Here is a 19537-nt window from a genome sequence, read left to right on the forward strand (position 1 = left end):
ATCCTCTTTATATTTATCTTTGATGGAGCCTTAGTTTATGTTCAGCCTTGGCTTTGTTTTTGCAAAAAAGTCCAAAACAATTCGACCGACCGTGAATACTTAACATTATAGTTTCGCATAAATAACATTTGACTACTTTCAGTCAAATCTAGCGGACGTTTTACAATGTTGCCATCATCAGGCAAATCAACGCTTTTTTCCATCACAATCGAGATCCCTAATCCTCTAGCAATCATACTTAAAATAATATTAAGTTGACGTCCAGAATAACTGACATGGGGTTCAAATCCTGCTTTTTGCGTCAAAACCATAACCCGGTCAAATAGCAGCGTTTCCCGACCTAATAATAAAAAATTTTCTTGAGCTAAAGATGTCAAAGCAATCTGGTCCTGTTGTGCTAAAGGATGTTGACGCGGCAAGAGACAGACAAATTGATCATCTTCAGTAATGACACTGTCATACTTTTTTTGCTGTGATCCAAAATCACGACCAAAAACTACACTATTCTCGCCATTTCTTAAGAAATCCATCACATGATCACCTTCCACCTCGGTTAAATCTAATTTAATTTCAGGGTGCTGTGTCTGAAAATTGATAATTAATTCTAAACCCCGATAATTTGCCACCGATGGGACGGTCACAATTTTTAATACACGGTCTGCATATTGCTGACTGGCTTGGATTTTTTGTTGCATTCTTTGAAAATCATTGATGATTTTCGGTGCCAAATCTAAAACTATCTTCCCTGCTGATGTTAACTTAATTTGCCGATGTTGGCGGTCGATTAGATTGGTACCAAATTCTTTTTCCAAAGCCATAATTTGTTTAGAGATATTTCCTTGGGTTGTAAATAATTGGGCCGCGGTCTCTGAGTAATTCATTGTTTTAGCAAGATTTAAAAAAATCTCTAATTTTTGAAGATCCATTCAAGCTCCTCCTCATCTATTCCTGTTTGGAATATTATATCATTGTTTCCGAATTGCTGATGGCAAAGAGAACTTCTAAAATACAAGTATTGAGGAGGATGATCATGCCCACAGGAATTATTATAAATGTCGCCGCCATTTTTATTGGTGGCTTAATTGGCGGCCTTGCCGGCCACCTACTTTCAGAACGTTTTAAAGAGGAAATCAACCTCATCTTTGGAATTTCATCAATGGTGATGGGAATTATTGCCATTGCACCCACTAAAAATATGGCAGCTGTTATTTTTGCTATTATTATTGGAACCGCCCTTGGTTTGATTTTACACTTTGGGGCTTGGATTAACCGTGGTGCGAGTTTAATGCAACGAGGGATTGCTAAAATTGCACCTGTTAAATCCGAGATACCAGAAGATGAATTTATGTCTACATTAATCACAGCCATTGTTTTATTCACGGCTTCAGGAACTGGAATTTACGGCTCACTAGTCAATGGTATGACTGGCGATGCCACAATTTTAATTTCAAAATCAATCTTGGATTTCTTCACCGCCATTATTTTTGCGGCTAATTTAGGATACGTGGTTTCATTTATTGTTGTGCCACAATTTATTATTTTTTACATATTATTCCTATTAGCTGGTTTTATTTATCCATTAACTACTCCCGCGATGATTGTGGATTTCAAAGCCGTGGGTGGTGCATTGATGTTAGCCACTGGCTTCCGGATGACCAAAATTAAAATTTTTCCCACTGCTGACATGATTCCGTCGATGTTACTAATCATGCCCTTCAGTTGGGCTTGGATAAATTGGATTTTACCAATATTAGCAAATTAAATCTAAAAAAGGAGTCCATATTGGACCCCTTTTTTTGCATCATTTTTAATGAACCGTTGAACTTCAGAGAAATGAATTAGCAGTACCCTTCAATCTTAAATTTAAAATTTCAAAGAGGCTTTTAAGAATGTTACGCTTACCGCATCCAAGCCGTAACTTCTTCATTTAATTCATTTGAGTGCATGAGTCGTAAATTATTATGAAATCGATCTTTGGAAACTTGCTCCTCTTGGTAATTTTTACAATTTCCAACCGATGATCAGAAAAAATATTAATATCCATTTTTTCTTAGGATTAAGCCTTAAAAATGGTGATTATCGTTTAACATACGGACTGCTTTTTCAAACTCGATCTTGTATGTACCAATTGCATCTATAATATTGATCATCTTTCAAGAAACTGCAACGCCATTTTCATTTTTGTTTAAAAAAGCGCACCAGTTACATTTATATCAGTATCAGTATCAGTATTTGTCATGTTATCACCCGCTTAATTCCATCCAAATTACTTGCATTATACCAAAGTTATTTAATTTAAAATTATAAAAAAACACCCACCAAGGTGAGTGTTTTAATAATTCTGAAACGATAATAAAGATTAACGCTTTGAGAATTGTGAAGCTTTACGGGCTTTCTTAAGTCCTGGCTTCTTACGTTCCTTCATACGTGAGTCACGAGTCAACAATCCTGCTGCCTTCAATGCTCCACGGAATTCAGGATCAACTTCTAACAAGGCACGTGAGATACCATGACGGATGGCACCAGATTGCCCTGAGAAACCACCACCGTTAACATTAACCAAAACATCATAGTTTCCCAAAGTTTCAGTAGTGTTAAATGGTTGGATCATAACCTCACGCAAATTAGCGAAAGGAATGTACTCTTCGGCTGACTTACCGTTGATAGTAATTGCTCCAGTTCCAGGTACTAAACGTACACGCGCAACAGAGTTCTTACGACGACCAGTTCCGTAATATTGTACAGTAGACATAACTTATTTCTCCTTTCTGCTAAATTAGATTAAGCTGTTGATATCCAACAATTCAGGCTTTTGGGCTTCGTGCTTGTGATTTGCATCAGCAAAGACATGAAGCTTCAAAGCTTGTTGGTGACCAAGAGTTCCCTTTGGCAACATTCCTTGAACTGAAAGTTCAATCAAACGTTGTGGGTTCTTCTCGCGCAAGTCACCAGCTTGGCGTTCCTTCAATCCACCAGGGTGGTTTGAGTGGTGATAATAGATCTTGTCAGTAGCCTTCTTACCAGTCAACGCAATATTTGATGCGTTGATAACAATAACGTTATCTCCGGTATCGATGTGTGGTGTGAAAGTAGGCTTGTTCTTACCACGTAAGATTGATGCAACGACCGTTGATAAACGACCCAAAGGCACGTCAGTAGCATCAACAATATACCACTTACGATCGATCTCACCTGGCTTTGCCATATAAGTTGTACGCATGGAAATTTCCTCCAATAATTCTGTTTGTTTACATTACCAATAATAAAAAGTCGTACCAGGACATTCCCAAATGTGGCATGGTAAACAATACCAACGATTATCTTACCCTTTTTTTGAGAAGTAGTCAATGGATATCTATGAAATATCAATAATTTAATCTTCTAATTTTTCATCAAAAATCATCGTGAAATCCATCCCCAAATGCTGAGTTACAGTCTCCCAATTCAACTAATTAGTAACAGTCCCAAGTATACACAACATCTGAAAAATCAAGCTGAGCTAATTTTTCATGACTAATGAAGAAGTTGGCAATTCCCATATCTCCCCAATATGTATCATCTTTACTAGAACCTAATTGTAAAAGTAGGACATCATAATCTGAATCTACCGATCGTGGATCCCACTGGGTAAACGAAGGATACCCGCCCAATTGATGGTCATATTCAAAATTATCCTTCTGTAATTTTTCAATAAATTGATCCTCAAAAATCTGAGAATCGACAGAGTTCATGTCGTCCTTGAGGCGATATTGAGCATAGTATTGATTTATTTCGGCTTCAAATTCTTTGGCCGAAGTGGTTAAAGCTTGCAGCTTGCGCTGACCAGAGATTTGATACGTGCGATCAAACGGTAGTTTATCAAGTTCTGCATCCATTTGATACTTCGGAGCATACTCACCAGGCCATGTTATATTTTCATGATAGATCACTCGAAAATTACGTTGAGTTATTAAGTCATCAAAATCCGCACCATAAGTATAGCTATTACGAGTGATATAAAATTGTAAAATCCCATGGTTGGGGAATTCTTCTAACGTTGGTAATTGTGCGAAATTAAGTTGGGCTAATAGAATCATGGCTTGACCATTCTCATCTAAGGGGTAAGTTTGCTGACTGGGCCAATATGGTTGCCCCCCAACTTTACTAACGACTAAATTCGCCTGATTTTCTGAAATAAGCGGCGTCAAAGTTAAGTGAAGCATGGGTTTTTGCGTATGGGCCTTGAATTGGTTTAAATCTGTTTCCGCAATCAAGGTCGTATCATCAGCTTCAAAGTCCTTTTGCCATGCTAATTCTGTTTTTTCTGTAATATCGTAATTACTGTATTCATATAAAATACCATCTAGGGACATATAATATTTATTTCCTTGATATCTAAAATAAATTTGCCGAGCACGTGCCCAGCTTGATGGATAATATTCAAATGTAATCTCCGAATCGCCAACGTTGAATGGATGACGCCATACTTGCCAACCATGTTGAGTCACAGTACCAATCTCAAATTCATCTTGCTTAATAATCAACACCGCATCCGTTTGCAGTTTCCCAAAGTAATCCTGCTCCGCTAATTGATGCAAAACCATCTCAAAGTTAAAAGGATATACTACTGGTAATTCTACTGTGGATGGGAAAGGTGCATCAATTGTCCCCCAAGGTCCACGTGTCAGCTTTAATTTAACGAAGCGCAAATCATCAATTGATGCTGGAATCCGATAAACATCAAACCGATGACCGCCATTAAGCTTCAAGTTCATTAATATTGCGTCGAGATACAAATTTTTTTGAAAATCACTAGCTTGATTAAAATTTATAAGATGATTTTCAACATTTATTTCACGAGCTCTAGCGAAATTAACTGGCGTATCTTGCGACATAATTGGGCCGTCTTTAATTACACTAACTTTACTCTGGGTCAATTCAAGCGTACGCTTAAATTCAGCCATTATTTTTAACAACGGCGACTTTTTTTCGTCAAATTTCGCCATTTGTTGCTGTAAAATATTTTGCAACTTACGTTCTTCCAAATATGTGGAACCCATCCCCACACTAAAACTAATTAAAATAATTAAACCAGGCATCATCCAGCCCTCACGTTTAATTGACCCCGTCCCTTGAAAAATCAACAACAAACTCAGTGTAATTAAACTGATACTAACAATATTAAAAATCAAACGATCTCTCACTTTACCAACTTGAGTCAATTGCACCAAATTATAGTCAGCTATCCAGCTTTTCACCATCACTTGGGGCTCCGCCACGTTGGCAAAATATTTAAGCTCGTAATGAATAGCTTGTTTTAATTCTAAATTCAGGTCACTTTGATCATCTATGGTCGTTACTGAGGTCTGAACCAATTGAAATAATTGACGGCGGCTATCTGCCAGTTGGCCCATTATTTGCTTCAAATCATTCGCTAATTGAATATGGCGCGTTCTTTGCGCCTTATATTGTCTTCTAATTTCAAGCCATTTCATTAAATCTATTCCTTTATTTCCGCATTTTAAGTATCATTATCACATATTAATTTATCTTCCAGTGATATGATTTGGTACTTAATTCAAATAAAATCCCAAACCTAGTTCTAACCTAAGTCTGAGATTAATGCTTCATTAAACCCTTTGCATTAAAATTCAAAGGTGTATTGCTTCAAATAGGCTAAATCGTTAATAATAAAATGGTGGTTTTTACTTTCAATAATTCCTAAATGAGTTAACTTTGTAATAATTCGGGTGACGGAACTACGAGTAGAAATACCACAAAAATCAGCGATCGTTTGTTGTGAAATATTATGATTAATTTCAATCCGTCCACCATCAAGCTCTATCCCAAATATCTTAGTACAGTCATATAAGAATGAACATATCATCCCATACTTACCATTGAAAGTATAAGTTTTGATCATTTTCATATATTCTTTTAACTGACTTTGATAATAAGATAAAACATAATTATTTAAAATTGGATCACTTTTGACTAATTTCCAAAAATAGATTCGATCAATTTTATAAAACTCTGCCGTCTCTGATTCGATATGCACATCATAGGGTTGGATTACCAAACGCTCCTGATCATCATAAAACAAGGAAACCAGGCCTGTTTTATAAACATATGAAAAATTCATGAATAGACCTTCTGAATTTTCATCAACATACTCAGTCACAATGGAGTTTCTAATCACCCCACGTTTTAAGATATAGACACTATTTTCAACTCCTCCAGCTGATGCCAAGATTGCCCCCTCACTAAGGGTTTGTTTAATAGCAAATTCAACAGGGAGCTTATCTAACCTACGCATTAAATAATCGACATATTCACTTTCCGTTTTGAAAGTATTTTGAGCGACTTGATTCGAATCCATGATCCTCAACCTCCTAACGCCCTCTTATAGCTTTTTTATCTTTTAATTTCTAAGTTTGACCACCTTGTATAGTACGATCATATTATTCATACTTTCCCCATCATAATTATAACGGCATATTCATTGAAACATCACAATTGATTGATCAATTAACATGCTTTTTGCGTTGGAATAAAGTTACATTTGTTACCTTTAGGAAGAACCAAGCAAATTGGAAGACATTTTAAGCCAGATTCCAAACATAACGCCCGTTTAACTCACTAACATACTCTCTGCAAAATACGAATCACCAGCTTTCTAACCGGCTCAGATCAAAGCAATTATTTAAATTCAATAAAATACAACCCAAAATTCATTCACACCCACTAACCATCCGTATCCGCAATTTTTTTAATACCCCGTGGTCACTCCGTCATGATAATTTCCCAAATTAAAAAGAGAATCATTCACCGATCACTTTCTTCTTTTATATTTATTTACACTTGATCCAAAGAATCAAAATCCTAATAATTGTAATTAAGTTTTTAATTTAAACTTGCTTTCTACAGCCCCAAAATATAATTTCAGCACGCCTGTTACAGGCTATTTTCACGAAAAGCGTACAATGTTCTCAATAAAAATCGGAACGAATACTATCAATTAATGCATCAAACTGATTTGAATCAAGTAAAAATATTGTTCAAAAAAACTGTATAACATTAAGATAACAATCATCTTTTTGTTATACAGTCTTTGAAACACTTTATGCCGTCGGTGGGAATCGAACCCACACTCTCTTGCGAGAACGGGATTTTGAGTCCCGCGCGTCTACCTATTCCGCCACAACGGCAATGACTACGTTTAAACGTAATCGAGATATATACTGAGAAATAAATCTCGAGGGCGGATGATGGGAATCGAACCCACGCATGTCGGTACCACAAACCGATGTGTTAACCACTTCACCACATCCGCCATTATATCAAGCAGGGATAGAGGGAATCGAACCCACACCAACGGTTTTGGAGACCGTCGTACTACCGTTATACTATATCCCTATTTATTTCTTTAATGGAACTTGATGTCCCAAATGGCGCGGGAGGGAATCGAACCCCCGACACTACGAGCTTCAATCGTATGCTCTACCAACTGAGCTACCGAGCCATTATAACGGTCACAACGGGGCTCGAACCCGTGATCTCCTGCGTGACAGGCAGGCGTCCTAGCCAACTAGACCATGCGACCAATGGACGTTACAGGGATCGAACCTGTGACCCCCTGCTTGTAAGGCAGGTGCTCTCCCAGCTGAGCTAAACGTCCATTTTTAATTTGTTACAACCGCAACAACAAAAATAAGTATACAAGATATTTTTGATATTAGCAACCCTTTTCAGCAAAGTTTTTATATTTTATTTTTTAAACATACTTATCACCAACCTAGATCAAGGCCTAAACCATCGAAACCATTGAATTTATTTACATTATATCGTATAATATTTGATTGTTGAGGATATTTTGGTAGTGTAGCCAAGCGGTAAGGCATCGGTCTGCAAAACCGTGATCGCCGGTTCGATTCCGGTCACTACCTTCTAAATCAGCCCAAATTTTAAAAGTCTCTCAAATGGTGACAGCTTTATCCAGGTTAGTTTAATTAACGCTTGGATTAAGTCCTGTTTATCATTTAAGAGACTTTTTATTTTATTTATTATTTATCCTAGCTGTGCTAAGATTGCCTGCCAATTTTTTATACCTGCTGCCACCGTAAAGGCTTGGGCTTTGTGATAACTCTGTTGTTGCAGCGCCACCCAAGCGGTTTCATCTTCTAATATGATTTGTAGCGCTGGCAACCACTTCTTTGGTTGCTTCAAATTAATGATTAGTCCATTTTGACCATCCTCAATAATATGATTATTTTGCGTTGTGTACCGGTTTTCCACTACTACAAGCGGCAAACCATTCGCTAAGCCCTCTACCAAGTGCATTCCTTGCCCCTCTCCAGGCGCGGTACTAATTAAAATACTGGCTCTTTGCAGGGCCACTTGGACTTGTTTTGGACCACCATATGGCGAAATAAAAACCACTTGCCCCAAGCCCATTTGAATAATCTTCTTCTTAAACTGTTCTAAATATTCTGGACTTTGCGCATATCCCATAAATTCAAGAGTCACATCCGAAACCTGGCTTTGAATCTGTTTTAATAATTTCAACGCTCCCTCAGGATTACGTTCGGGACTTAAGCGACCCAACCATAACAAATGCCTAGCAATCCGCTTATCATTTGGTTGAATAGCGAGTTCTGGGGCAAACAACGTCGTATCCTGGACTCGGGCAAATCTTAAAGATGGATACCGTTGCGCTAAATCACTACATTGCTCGTTAGTAGCCGTCAAAATCAGGTCAAATTGACTGCCAACTGATTCTAATAACGGTTGATAACTCGGATATAATGCGCCCTGCTGAGGATGATCACTATCAGGAGTATGTGCTTCATGTAGAATGGCGATTTTATGCTTAACAGTCTCTATTTGTGCCACAATCAAATCCATCGACCGCCGCTCTGAAATAAATAACGCCGTTGGATCCAGACGTCCCAATTCATTTAAAAAGAACCGGAAGAGTTCATTCTCTGTTTTAAACCGATAATCGCGTCCATGGTATTGAATTAAGTGCCATTGAGTTGGTTGAAGCTCACCCGCGCCGACCATATAGACAACTTCAATAACCACTTCCCCAGCTAAATTTAAAAATTGACGACTACTGAGTTTGCCATCGGGCATAAAACGGTCAATTGAGGAACAAAACCCACGCCAATCCCAATTTTCACGCAATGTAACATTATCGGCCCGATCATTGTAAAGCACCTCACCCACCAACCCAATCGTAGCGGGTAAAATATTAACACGGGAAATTTGGCGCCCATGGTGTTTCACGATGGCATAATCTGGCGATGAATTTTCCAAATGATACTTTTGCAGTGGTAAACTAGGCAGATCCCTAAGATTTTGTGGTTGGCTGGTCCGTTCAAGCGTACCTTGAAAAAAATCATACATATTGATAATTTGATCGGTCTTTAGATCTAAATTTTGGCGATCCCGATCTAAATAACGGTTATACTGACGCGTCACAAATTTACTAGATTGTCCACTTTGATTTAGCATTTTAATCCGGCGGGCCTGGGCATGCTCGGTTCCAGAATTAAGTGTAAAAATATTTTCATTAATTAAATAATTCATTTATTTACTTCTTTCAATGGTGCTTCAAAGCTGGACTAAAAGACGTGTTGGCAGCATCAAATAATGTTTGCCACGCCTGCATCACATTTGCTTCAGAATAACGTTGGGATAGATCATAAGCGCCCTGCATATATTTATTTAATAATGCTGGATTTTGTAAAATTTGAACAATGGCCGCCGCCAAAGCTTCATAATTACCATATTCAACCACGCGCCCATTGACTTGATCTTGAATAATTTCATTAGGCCCATAGTTAACATCGTAGGTAATTCCAATTAATCCATGCGAAGTCGCCTCCATGAGGGCTAAATTAAATCCTTCCATGCGCGACGTCAATCCATACAACATTGCATCATTTTCGACCGCATCAATTTGTTCGGTATAACCTTGTAAGGTGATGACTTGCTCTAATTTTTCGGTGGTAATTAATTGTTCAATCGCACGCCGGGCACCATAATTATCCGTTGGATCAGCATAGCCATAGATATCCAAGGTTAGTTCTGGAATACTTTGATGGCCTAGGGCAACTGCTCGAACTAAATCATCTAACCGTTTTTCATTGGCGATCCGAGCAAAGACAACCATTTTTCCAAAAGTTCGCGCTTGCAACGGCACTGGTGGCTGATCTAATAGGCGTTGCTCGATAATCCCTACTGGAATCGTAAATAATTGACTCTGAGGGCGAAAACGCGCCTGTAAATCATGCGTTTGTTGCGGTGTCGCCGATATGACAGCATCATACGCTGATAAATTAGCGAGCGCATACTCATAATGATTATTCAAATCCGCTTCCAACGGATTTTGCGCATCACTAGTATGTGCGTTATGCAAATGTAAAACACGGTAAGCTGGTAAGTCCAATTTCAATAGCCCTGCATCGCCCAAGTGCGCTCGATCCAAAATAAAAATATTAGGTTGCGTTTTTTGATAATATAAATTATTAATTGTATTCAAAAAATACGCCATAATTTCATCTAGCGTATCAAATTGATAAGTTTTTCCTGCATGCCGTAATAGCCAATTTGTCTTCAATAGTTGATGCTTACTTTGCATCGTATACTTATAACTATTTTCCAGTACTGGCCGACCGTTTAAATCTAACCAAACTTCTTGATGAATTTGATTGTCAGGCGTATACCATTGCACCAATGATACAAACCCCCGTTCATCATAATGTTGAACTTGATACAGATTATCCCAAGCATCAAACCACTCAACTGATTTAACTCGTTCTCCATCATTTTGGTCATAGTTAACCCGCGCCAAAAGTTGACTTCCTTGCCAAATTAAAAAACGTTGTTTTTGCGGCTCCGGGTCAACTTTCCAATTTGGCACGCCCCAATCAAGGTCTTCCAACGTGACATGCTTAGCGCTTACCACCTCAGTCCCTTGAAAATAATCAAATAAATTTAAAATTTGGTCATCATCTAAATTTTCTTTTCGTGCTTGAGCATGCAAGTTAGGATCCCATTCCCGTAAAATCAATTTTTGAGATAACTTATTTTTTTTAAACAAACGAATTCGCTTTAATTCGGCATGCTCAATTCCAGATTTTTTAGCTGGTAAAGTTGCGTTGATATGAAAAATCATCTATTTCTCCCCATTGATCGCCTATTTTACGGATTTGACTATTAACAATTTATGCTGCGTTCGTTCCATTTATATTATCCATAAATTAGTATCTGATTTCATTAATTATAACACGGCACTTTGCCCAAACCCGCAATACCAGCGCATCAAAAAAAAGCTGCAGGGCTCTTTTTAGCACCTGCAACTTTAATCAACTATTTTCTGCAATTTCATTAAATCCAAAGCAACCAAAATACCCCGGTTATTCCTAAGAGAATCCAGTAAACTAATGCCGGGATAGCGGTCCGTCTTAAAATCTGGCCTTCTTGCCCAGCTAAACCGACCACTGCACTGGCAGCCACAATATTGTGCACACAGATCATATTTCCAGCAGCTGCTCCAATGACTTGTAATGCCATCATTAATTGACCATTCAGCCCTGCTTGTTGCGCCACATCGGCTTGAATTGGTGCAAAAGTTAAGGTGGACACGGTGGCACTCCCCGTAATAAAGGACCCCAACTCACCAAGTAACGGAGCAACAAATGGCCAAACAGGGGCCAACACGTCGGCAACCGCATTAGCAATATACGTTGGCATACTAGCTAAATCACCTTGATTTAAACCTGAATTACTAAAAATTTGCACCATCATCAAGGTTACTGCTAATGTAAAACCTGTTAATTTCATTCCACTTAAAACACTTTTGGCACTTCCCACCAATGGTTTAAGGGTTCGTTTCTGCAGGATCAATCCAATCACCGCAGCAAGCGTTAATATCGTTCCTGGGGATGACAAGAATTGCCAACTAGAATTAATCTCTGAAAAGCCTAAAATTTGGACCCACGATAAATCTAGATATTGCCCAAACAAATAACGAACTGAGCCAACTGTCCGTGAAATTAATAGTAACAACACCACGATTAAATATGGCAGCCATGCCAACCATAGCGGCATAGTTTTCGTGGTCTCTGGATTATCAGCCGGTGTTTTTCCAATCGCCGATCCAAAATTATTTTGATAAACCGATGCTGGTAACAACCAATGTAACCGAATTGACAAAAGTGCTAGCCCCAAAACCACTAGAGGAGTCACGATTGAAGCGAATTCATAACCTATTAAATGAACCGTAATAAACGCTATCAAAGAATAACTTAACCCCAAAGCCAAACTCCATGGTATCATCTCTTTGAATTTACCCTGATCATCAGTTTTAGAACCAAAGAACTTGATTAAGAGCCAAATAATTAATGTCGGCACAAAGGTTCCGGCCGTTAACTCAACCCTTGTAATCATTTGACCAATTAACTGAATATAGCTAGCTCCACCTGATAAATTACTTAATCCAACAGTTAATGGAGTTCCAACTGCTCCAAACGAAGCCGCCGTTGAATCTCCCACAAGTGCTAACGTGACCGCTGCCAATGGATTAAATCCCAATGCGAGCATCAACGGCGCTGTCACCATAGCTGGAGTTCCAAAACCAGATACTCCTTCAATTAAACCACCAAATAAATATACAATTAAAACCGTCAAGACGCGCCGGTCTGTGGTCACCTGCATAAATCCTTGGTTAATTCGTTCAATTGCCCCAGTTTTTTTTAAAACTTCCAACATTAATAAAGCACCAAACAAAATCCATAAAATAGGCAAAGTTTTATGTAACCCTTGTAAAATCGATGCGAGCAATACCAAGCCCGACATTTTCCAAAAAAGTGCTGCTGTAACTAAAACCACTCCTGCACTAATAGCCATGCCTTTAGCCGCCGGCAAATTAAGCCCTGCTAATAAAATTAACGGTAACAAAACCGCTAACAATGCAATCAATAACATTCACTGTACCTCCACCAATTTATTTTTATCTTCAAATATCTTCAATTTACCATCGTTCGTTCAAAGATATATTATACAGGAAATCTAAACTGGCCTCGACTTTTCCCTTTTATGTCTTCAATGCTCATGAAAATTATCATTATAAAAAAGCAATTGCAATCGCTTCCAACGTTGCAATACCTGTTATAATTAAATTAATTAATGTTTTATTGTTTTAGCCTGAAAACTCAGAAAGGATTACTATCTATGCGCTATATTAATTTTGGCCAAACTGACCTTCAAGTTTCCGACACTGCTCTTGGTGTCATGCGAATGGATCAAAAATCAACGCAAGAAGCGACGCAAATTGTCGAAAAAGCGTTTATGAAGGGGATTAATTTTTTTGATACTGCCGACATTTATGGAAGTGGGCAATCATCAACGGTCTTTGGAGAAGCGCTAGACGCTAGCTCTCTCACCCGTGATCAATATTTCTTGCAATCAAAAGGCGGGATCATTTTAGAAAAAGGGCAAATTAACGGTGACCGACTCAAAGGTCCGCGTTATGATTTCGATGCCAAGCATTTAATTGCCGCCGTTGACATTGAACTACAACGTCTACATACCGACTATTTAGACTCTTTCCTATTGCATCGACCAGATACCCTACAAGATCCAGCTGAAATTGCGATGGCCTTCAATCAGTTACAACAAGCTGGAAAAGTTCGGCATTTCGGAGTTTCAAATATGAATCCATGGCAAATTGAATTACTACAAAGTGCTTTGAACCAAAAATTAGTCGCAAATCAACTTCAATTTGGTATCATGCACACCGGTATGATTGATGCGGAATTCCACGTTAACATGCAAGACCCGCGTTCAATTGATCATGATGGCGGAATTTTAGCCTACTCACGTCTCCAACAAATGACCATTCAAGCTTGGTCACCATTCCAATATGGTTTCTTCGAAGGACCATTCATTGATAATCCAAAGTTTCCTGAAATTAATGCAAAGTTGCAAGAAATTGCAGATAAAAATAATACTAGTAAAAATGCCGTAGCTGTAGCTTGGATTACCTACCATCCTGCCAATATGCAAGTCATCTTAGGGTCAATGAACATTAATCGTATTGATGAAATGACCGATGCTGATCAAGTCCATCTTACCAATCAAGAATGGTACGATATTTATTTGGCAGCGGGGAATGATTTACCATAAACGCATGCTTATCATTTCTTGACTACTCAACCATTTTTAGAAAGTCAGGCTCCTAATGAATAATTTAGTTTTAGTTTTTAAACAAGCACACATTGATAAAATCGGACCAATTGTGGTAGCTCAAAGCCAAAATACTGAAATTCAATTAAAAATTGCCATCCAAACTGATTTAAATACTCCTAAATTAGATTTGGAACAATTACCGAATGAATTGGCTGCCAATTATCAAGTTAAATCGACAATGATTCAAACCAGTAATGATGCCATGAATAATTTACATGAATTTTTATTGACCGATCAAGAACTACCTACTGATATTTTTGTTGATATGGATTTTGAATGGGCTGAATCCATTCTTGGACCCTATAATTGGATTGGTCATGATATTATGAAGATTAAGGACGCTTCAGTCACACTTGTTGATTAATTCCTACCACAATTCACTACTTCTAGATCGTAAATTAATTTCCATGCATTATTCGGATAACTCTAATCAAATCATCATGTTAGAGTTAAATAATAATTTGATTTATAAAAGTTATTTCACATAATTAAAAGACGACCAACCAGAAATAAAATTCAGGTTGGTCGTCTTTTAGCTTAATTTTAATTTTTTGAACGATCTTGATATCCCTCAGGATGCGTTTGATGCCAAGTCCAGGCAGTCTTAATAATTTCTTGTACTGATTCATATTGTGGAGTCCACCCCAAAACCTCACGAGCTTTGGTTGAATCAGCAATCAAAGAATCGGGGTCACCAGCACGGCGTGGCCCAACTGTAGCCGGAATTTCCATCCCCGTCGCTTCACGAGCCGCTTCCACCATTTGTTTCACTGAATATCCATTAGCCGTTCCCAAATTAAATTGATTTGAAACGTTACCCTTTGCCAAATAATCAAGAGCCAAGACATGCGCATCAACCAAATCCATCACATGCACATAGTCACGGACGTTGAAGCCATCAGGCGTGTTATAGTCATCCCCAAACATCGTGATGGCATCACGCTCACCGAGTGCTGTTTGTAAAATAATCGGTACCAAATGAGTTTCAGTCGGATGATCTTCACCGATTGAACCATCTGGCTTAGCTCCTGCTACATTAAAGTAACGTAGGGCCACCCATTTCAAATTATACGCCTTATCAGCCCAAGCCATAATTTGTTCCATCTGTAGCTTTGAAAGGCCATACGGGTTAATTGGTAATTGAGGCGTCGTTTCTTTAATTGGACTTTCTTTAGCATCCCCATAGGTAGCTGCTGTTGAAGAAAAGACAATTTGCTTTACATCATGTTCCAGCATCACTTCTAAGAGCGCAATCATTCCCGCCGTATTATTATCAAAATACTTCAACGGATCGGTCATCGATTCTGGCACAATTGAAGAGGCCGCAAAATGAACAACTTGGTCAATTTCTTCTTGATCAAAAACCGCTGACAACGCTTGCTTATCACGGATATCAACTTGATAAAAAGGAACATCTTCAGGCACAGCTAGTCGGTGCCCTGTCGCCAAATTATCCACAACTACCACTGCCTTATTTTGAGCACGTAATGAATCAACCATATGCGATCCAATATATCCTGCCCCACCTAATACCAAAGTACTCATGTCTGTTCTCCTTCTAAAACCCTTATAATTAATGTTATGAACCAGCTTGCTGATCACATCCATCATACTACTTCTTTAGTTTTCAGTCCATTTGATCCCTACTTCAGCCGCCAACTCATCCCCCATCCAAATTTGATGTTTGGTTTGATTTTTTTGTTGAATGACTTTAGACACAACGGTCTCACCCAGCAAAACTTCGTGCTCAAATTTGATATTAACCAACTGGGGTTCATGTTCCAACAAAAAATCACGACCTAGTGGATCTTGCGCCCAATCTAAGTATTTAGCATTATTGACGTGTTGATTAGAATCAATATCGGAAAATCGAACTTGATATAGCCGTGTTAGGTCTGCTGCTTCTTCATTAGTAAATCGCAATGGTTTCGCAAGATGTGGCACGCGTTTAACTGAATCAGGTTGATATGCTTGTACTAATGCATCTGGAATCCGCGCCATTTTCCTTTTTTCCATATCTAGCATGGCATACATTGAATCAATTTGAATAATTTTATTACTATCTTCATCTAAAAATGTATAATCGCGTTTCGCAAAAAATGGGTTAAATTCTTTTCCATGCGTTTGGATGGTTACCGTCTCTCCCACAGATGGTCGCCGGTAGATTATAATTTCATGTTGTAAAACAATCCAGCCTAGTCCCATGGCATGCGTATAATCAGGTCCAACTTCATACGCTAAGGATTGTTTGGTTGATCCCATAATCGCTAAACTTAGAATATTTGGAAGCATCAACTTCCCTGACATATCCCCTTCAAAATCCAAAATTTCATGTTTTGTTTCAAAAATTCGCATCTTTGTTTTTATTATCCCTCATTCTGTTCTTGATAAGCCAAATATAGTGTTTGACGGTCTAATTGGCGTTTTTTAGCAATTTCTTTTACCGCAGCGGTAGTTTTCAAGCCTTGCTTCACCAATGCATCTACGGCCTCTAAGTTCGATAAATCAGCTAGTGGATCTTGAAGCTCCGCAGCTAACTCAACCTCTAAGCCCCCTTCAATCACGATCACAAACTCGCCTCGCACTTGATTATCCTGAGACCATCGTACTAATTCTTCGGCAGTTCCCCGCAAAAACTCCTCATACCGTTTAGTTAATTCCCGGGCCAGGACCACCCGGCGATCAGGCCCCAAAATCTTAGCAATATTAGCCAATGTCTTCGCCAGCCGGTGAGGGGCCTCATAAAAAATCATTGTTTCAGAATGCCGAGCCAATGCTACCAGTTCGGCTTGTTGTTCTTTCGGCTTACGTTGCAAGAAACCATAAAACAAAAATGGTTGCGGAGCTAACCCAGATGCGATCAAAGCCGTAATTCCTGCAGATGCACCGGGAATTGGTACAACTGGAATATCAGCATCTAAGGCTGCTAACACCAATTCATGCCCAGGATCTGAAATTGATGGCATCCCAGCATCAGAAACCTGAGCGAGATCCAGACCTTGTTGCAAACGATCGATTAATTCTGGAATTCGTGTTTCTTTATTATGTTCATGAAATGAAATTTGTTTAGTTGTAATAGCAAATTGATTTAATAATTGTGCTGTGTGTCTGGTATCTTCAGCGGCAATTAAATTCACTGTTTTCAATGTTTCAATGGCACGTTGTGTCATATCACCTAAGTTACCAATGGGGGTGGGAACTAAAAAAAGGGTCCCAGTCATTTGCTTAATAAAACTTTTTTGTACTTGCATCCCTGACTCCAATTCTACGGCTAAAGTATTGCATTAATCATTTGCTAAAATAAACTGACTTTTTAAAACTAACGTCTCTACGACCGTTTGAAAACTTATATTACTATTTAGCCACTGCGGAGCCTTCAAGCACAGCTCTTGCACCATTAATAACTTATTAAACCCAAATGGTTCAGCGAGCGCCAGCCAGCTTGTAGCATCTTCAATTCGCGGTGTATATATCGCTCCATCCATCATCAATAATACGTCACGCCACGCTGCTGCTAATAAGTTTAATAATACCATTTGCCGATTTTTATCTTGAGCGAGCGGCATTAATTGAATTTGAACTTGAGTAAATGCTTGCGGATCTAGGCGCAGAATTCGTTGTACCAAATCACCCAGCACCTGGTAGCTTTGCTTGAACCAATCGTCCTCCAACCATTCTCCTGCCGTCTCTAAACTATTCGTTAGGGTCGCAATAAGTTCTACCTGCGTTCGCGGATAACCTAACTCTACTAATCCCTTTTGATAAACGTGAGGTTCGATCGCGTGAAAATCAATCACTTGGGTTCGTGAGATAATGGTTGGCAACACTTGTTGTCGATTTTCAACCATCAAAATGGCCGTTTGTTGACCCACCGGCTCTTCGATAAATTTCAAGAGCCCGTTGGCAGCATTATCGGTCATCGTATCGGCCGCACTAATAATAAAGACTTTTTGTCGTCCTTCGACCGCTGTCTTATTAAATTCATCTTGTAGATACCGAATTTGATCAATTTTAATAGACCGGCCATCTGGCTGAATCTCAATCACATCTGGATGCTCGTGTGCAGCAATTCTTTGACAATGTGAACAAACTAAATCAGGATCACCATTCGGCGTTGGATGCTCACACATCAACCGCATCGCTAACCAAGTGGCAACATCCGCTTGGCCTTGGCCTTTTGGACCAGCAAATAAAAAAGCATGTGCTAATTGCTGACTCTCAATCGCCAACTTTAATCGCTCCACGAGCGCTGATTGCTGTAAATAAGCGCGTTTCACAATTTCTTGAGCTTCCATGCTTTTCTCCTTAATCTTATCTAATCTTAGAAACGATGGAATTGTTCAATATCTTGAACAAAGACCGTCGCCCCACCAACTTGCACTTCCATCGGCATAGCGGTTGTGGCCTCAAATGATAAATCTAAACTAGCTGAAGGGGCCATAAATTGTTTACGTGCCTTAGCATTATTTTTAATAATTTCCAAAACATCTTCAACGCGATCATTTTCAATCCCAATCATAAAGGTTGTATTTCCGGACCGCAGAAAGCCACCTGACGTGGCCGTTCGCGTTGCTCGAATATTATTTTTAATAAATTCGGTTCCTAATTTATTTGCATCTTTATCTTGTACCACGGCGATAATCATTTTCATGGTTTATTCCTCCATTTTCAAAACGCGGTTAACAGCTTGCCAAGCATCCTCAATCACTTGTTCCAACGGTTGCTCCGCATCAATCACAACAATTCGTTTGGGATCTTGTTGAGCTAATTGGTGATATCCCGCACTGACGCGCTGATGAAATTCAATCGAATCCAGATCGAGCCGATTGATTTCGTTCTGTCGATGAGCTTGAATCCGTTCCAAACCAATTTCTGGTCGGATATTAAAATATACCGTACAATCCGGCAAGAATCCTTCCAAAGCAAAATCATTCAGTGCCCTAACGTTATCCATGCCCAGCTCTCGCCCTGCACCTTGGTAGGCGATCGAACTATCCACAAACCGATCAGATAAAACGATTTTGTTCGCGGCTAATGCCGGTTTAATTGTTTTTTGAACGTGCTCACGTCGTGAAGCGGCATATAAAAGCGCCTCAGTTCTAATATCCATCGTTGGATAGGCCGGACTTAAGACTACGTCGCGAATGGCCTCAGCTACTGGATTATCAGTTCCACCAGGTTCGCGAGTAATTAACAACTGTGAACCATATTGTTTTTGTAAGCGTGGCATCAAAACTTTCAAGACACTCGTTTTGCCAGCACCTTCTGGACCTTCAAAACTAATAAATTTACCAACCATTGC

At 39.0% G+C, this 19537-nt stretch carries 17 protein-coding genes and 7 tRNA genes; 4 read left to right on the top strand and 20 right to left on the bottom strand.

Features of this window, described 5'->3' with window-relative positions:
• Positions 1-41: 41 nt before the first annotated feature.
• Positions 42-926: a LysR family transcriptional regulator gene (locus tag G7084_RS07760; protein ID WP_166011543.1), complete on the bottom strand. Its 885-nt coding sequence runs from the start codon at positions 924-926 to the stop codon at positions 42-44.
• A 104-nt stretch (positions 927-1030) separates the two neighbouring features.
• Between G7084_RS07760 and G7084_RS07765 the strand changes: the two genes are divergently transcribed.
• The gene (locus G7084_RS07765; RefSeq protein ID WP_166011546.1) at positions 1031-1762 is read left to right on the top strand and encodes a DUF554 domain-containing protein; all 732 of its coding nucleotides are present in this window, start codon (positions 1031-1033) and stop codon (positions 1760-1762) included.
• A gap of 597 nt (positions 1763-2359) precedes the next feature.
• Here G7084_RS07765 and rpsI read toward each other — a convergent pair.
• The 10 genes from rpsI to G7084_RS07815 form a co-directional block, all read right to left on the bottom strand.
• On the bottom strand, positions 2360-2752 hold the full coding sequence (gene rpsI / locus G7084_RS07770; RefSeq protein WP_006844908.1) for a 30S ribosomal protein S9: 393 nt from the start codon (positions 2750-2752) through the stop codon (positions 2360-2362).
• Between the two features lie 24 nt (positions 2753-2776).
• Positions 2777-3220: a 50S ribosomal protein L13 gene (rplM, locus tag G7084_RS07775; RefSeq protein WP_166011548.1), complete on the bottom strand. Its 444-nt coding sequence runs from the start codon at positions 3218-3220 to the stop codon at positions 2777-2779.
• Between the two features lie 232 nt (positions 3221-3452).
• On the bottom strand, positions 3453-5474 hold the full coding sequence (locus tag G7084_RS07780) for a YwqG family protein (protein ID WP_166011549.1): 2022 nt from the start codon (positions 5472-5474) through the stop codon (positions 3453-3455).
• Between the two features lie 149 nt (positions 5475-5623).
• Positions 5624-6358 carry a Crp/Fnr family transcriptional regulator gene (locus tag G7084_RS07785; RefSeq protein ID WP_166011551.1) on the bottom strand — a complete coding sequence of 245 codons (735 nt, stop codon included), beginning with the start codon at positions 6356-6358 and terminating at the stop codon, positions 5624-5626.
• A 745-nt stretch (positions 6359-7103) separates the two neighbouring features.
• Positions 7104-7187: transfer RNA gene (locus G7084_RS07790), tRNA-Leu, on the bottom strand.
• 52 nt (positions 7188-7239) lie between these two features.
• Positions 7240-7312, bottom strand: a tRNA-His gene (locus G7084_RS07795).
• 12 nt (positions 7313-7324) lie between these two features.
• A tRNA-Trp gene (locus G7084_RS07800) sits at positions 7325-7395 on the bottom strand.
• A gap of 33 nt (positions 7396-7428) precedes the next feature.
• Positions 7429-7501: transfer RNA gene (locus G7084_RS07805), tRNA-Phe, on the bottom strand.
• A 7-nt stretch (positions 7502-7508) separates the two neighbouring features.
• Positions 7509-7582 (bottom strand) — tRNA-Asp (locus G7084_RS07810).
• Positions 7583-7584: 2 nt separating this feature from the next.
• A tRNA-Val gene (locus G7084_RS07815) sits at positions 7585-7657 on the bottom strand.
• Positions 7658-7854: 197 nt separating this feature from the next.
• On the opposite strand from G7084_RS07815, the gene G7084_RS07820 reads away from it, so the two are divergent.
• A tRNA-Cys gene (locus G7084_RS07820) sits at positions 7855-7925 on the top strand.
• Positions 7926-8046: 121 nt separating this feature from the next.
• On the opposite strand, the gene G7084_RS07825 is transcribed toward G7084_RS07820, so the two are convergent.
• The 3 genes from G7084_RS07825 to G7084_RS07835 all read right to left on the bottom strand — a co-directional run bounded on the left by G7084_RS07825 (position 8047) and on the right by G7084_RS07835 (position 12972).
• Positions 8047-9570: a glycosyltransferase gene (locus G7084_RS07825; protein WP_166011553.1), complete on the bottom strand. Its 1524-nt coding sequence runs from the start codon at positions 9568-9570 to the stop codon at positions 8047-8049.
• Positions 9571-9583: 13 nt separating this feature from the next.
• Positions 9584-11161, bottom strand: coding sequence for an accessory Sec system glycosyltransferase Asp1 (locus G7084_RS07830; RefSeq protein WP_166011555.1), 1578 nt, complete (start codon positions 11159-11161; stop codon positions 9584-9586).
• 212 nt (positions 11162-11373) lie between these two features.
• Positions 11374-12972: an L-lactate permease gene (locus tag G7084_RS07835; RefSeq protein WP_166011557.1), complete on the bottom strand. Its 1599-nt coding sequence runs from the start codon at positions 12970-12972 to the stop codon at positions 11374-11376.
• Between the two features lie 246 nt (positions 12973-13218).
• Between G7084_RS07835 and G7084_RS07840 the strand changes: the two genes are divergently transcribed.
• Both G7084_RS07840 and G7084_RS07845 read left to right on the top strand, forming a co-directional pair.
• Positions 13219-14172, top strand: a complete 954-nt coding sequence (locus tag G7084_RS07840) for an aldo/keto reductase (protein ID WP_166011559.1) — start codon at positions 13219-13221, stop codon at positions 14170-14172.
• Positions 14173-14227: 55 nt separating this feature from the next.
• The gene (locus tag G7084_RS07845) at positions 14228-14599 is read left to right on the top strand and encodes a hypothetical protein (RefSeq protein WP_166011561.1); all 372 of its coding nucleotides are present in this window, start codon (positions 14228-14230) and stop codon (positions 14597-14599) included.
• Positions 14600-14778: 179 nt separating this feature from the next.
• Here the strand turns inward: G7084_RS07845 and galE are convergent, their stop codons facing one another.
• From galE to tmk, 6 genes are all read right to left on the bottom strand, one after another.
• A complete protein-coding gene (gene galE, locus G7084_RS07850) occupies positions 14779-15780 on the bottom strand; it encodes a UDP-glucose 4-epimerase GalE (RefSeq protein ID WP_166011563.1) in 1002 nt (333 codons plus the stop codon).
• Between the two features lie 75 nt (positions 15781-15855).
• Positions 15856-16590: an acyl-[acyl-carrier-protein] thioesterase gene (locus G7084_RS07855; RefSeq protein WP_166011565.1), complete on the bottom strand. Its 735-nt coding sequence runs from the start codon at positions 16588-16590 to the stop codon at positions 15856-15858.
• A gap of 11 nt (positions 16591-16601) precedes the next feature.
• Positions 16602-17486, bottom strand: coding sequence for a 16S rRNA (cytidine(1402)-2'-O)-methyltransferase (gene rsmI, locus G7084_RS07860; protein ID WP_166011567.1), 885 nt, complete (start codon positions 17484-17486; stop codon positions 16602-16604).
• A 33-nt stretch (positions 17487-17519) separates the two neighbouring features.
• On the bottom strand, positions 17520-18530 hold the full coding sequence (holB, locus tag G7084_RS07865) for a DNA polymerase III subunit delta' (protein ID WP_166011569.1): 1011 nt from the start codon (positions 18528-18530) through the stop codon (positions 17520-17522).
• A 26-nt stretch (positions 18531-18556) separates the two neighbouring features.
• Complete coding sequence (locus G7084_RS07870; protein ID WP_166011571.1) at positions 18557-18886, bottom strand: cyclic-di-AMP receptor; 330 nt, start codon at positions 18884-18886, stop codon at positions 18557-18559.
• Between the two features lie 3 nt (positions 18887-18889).
• The gene (gene tmk, locus G7084_RS07875; protein WP_166011573.1) at positions 18890-19534 is read right to left on the bottom strand and encodes a dTMP kinase; all 645 of its coding nucleotides are present in this window, start codon (positions 19532-19534) and stop codon (positions 18890-18892) included.
• Positions 19535-19537: the final 3 nt, after the last annotated feature.

It is taken from the genome of Weissella coleopterorum, assembly GCF_011304355.1.
GTDB classification, from domain to species: domain Bacteria; phylum Bacillota; class Bacilli; order Lactobacillales; family Lactobacillaceae; genus Weissella; species Weissella coleopterorum.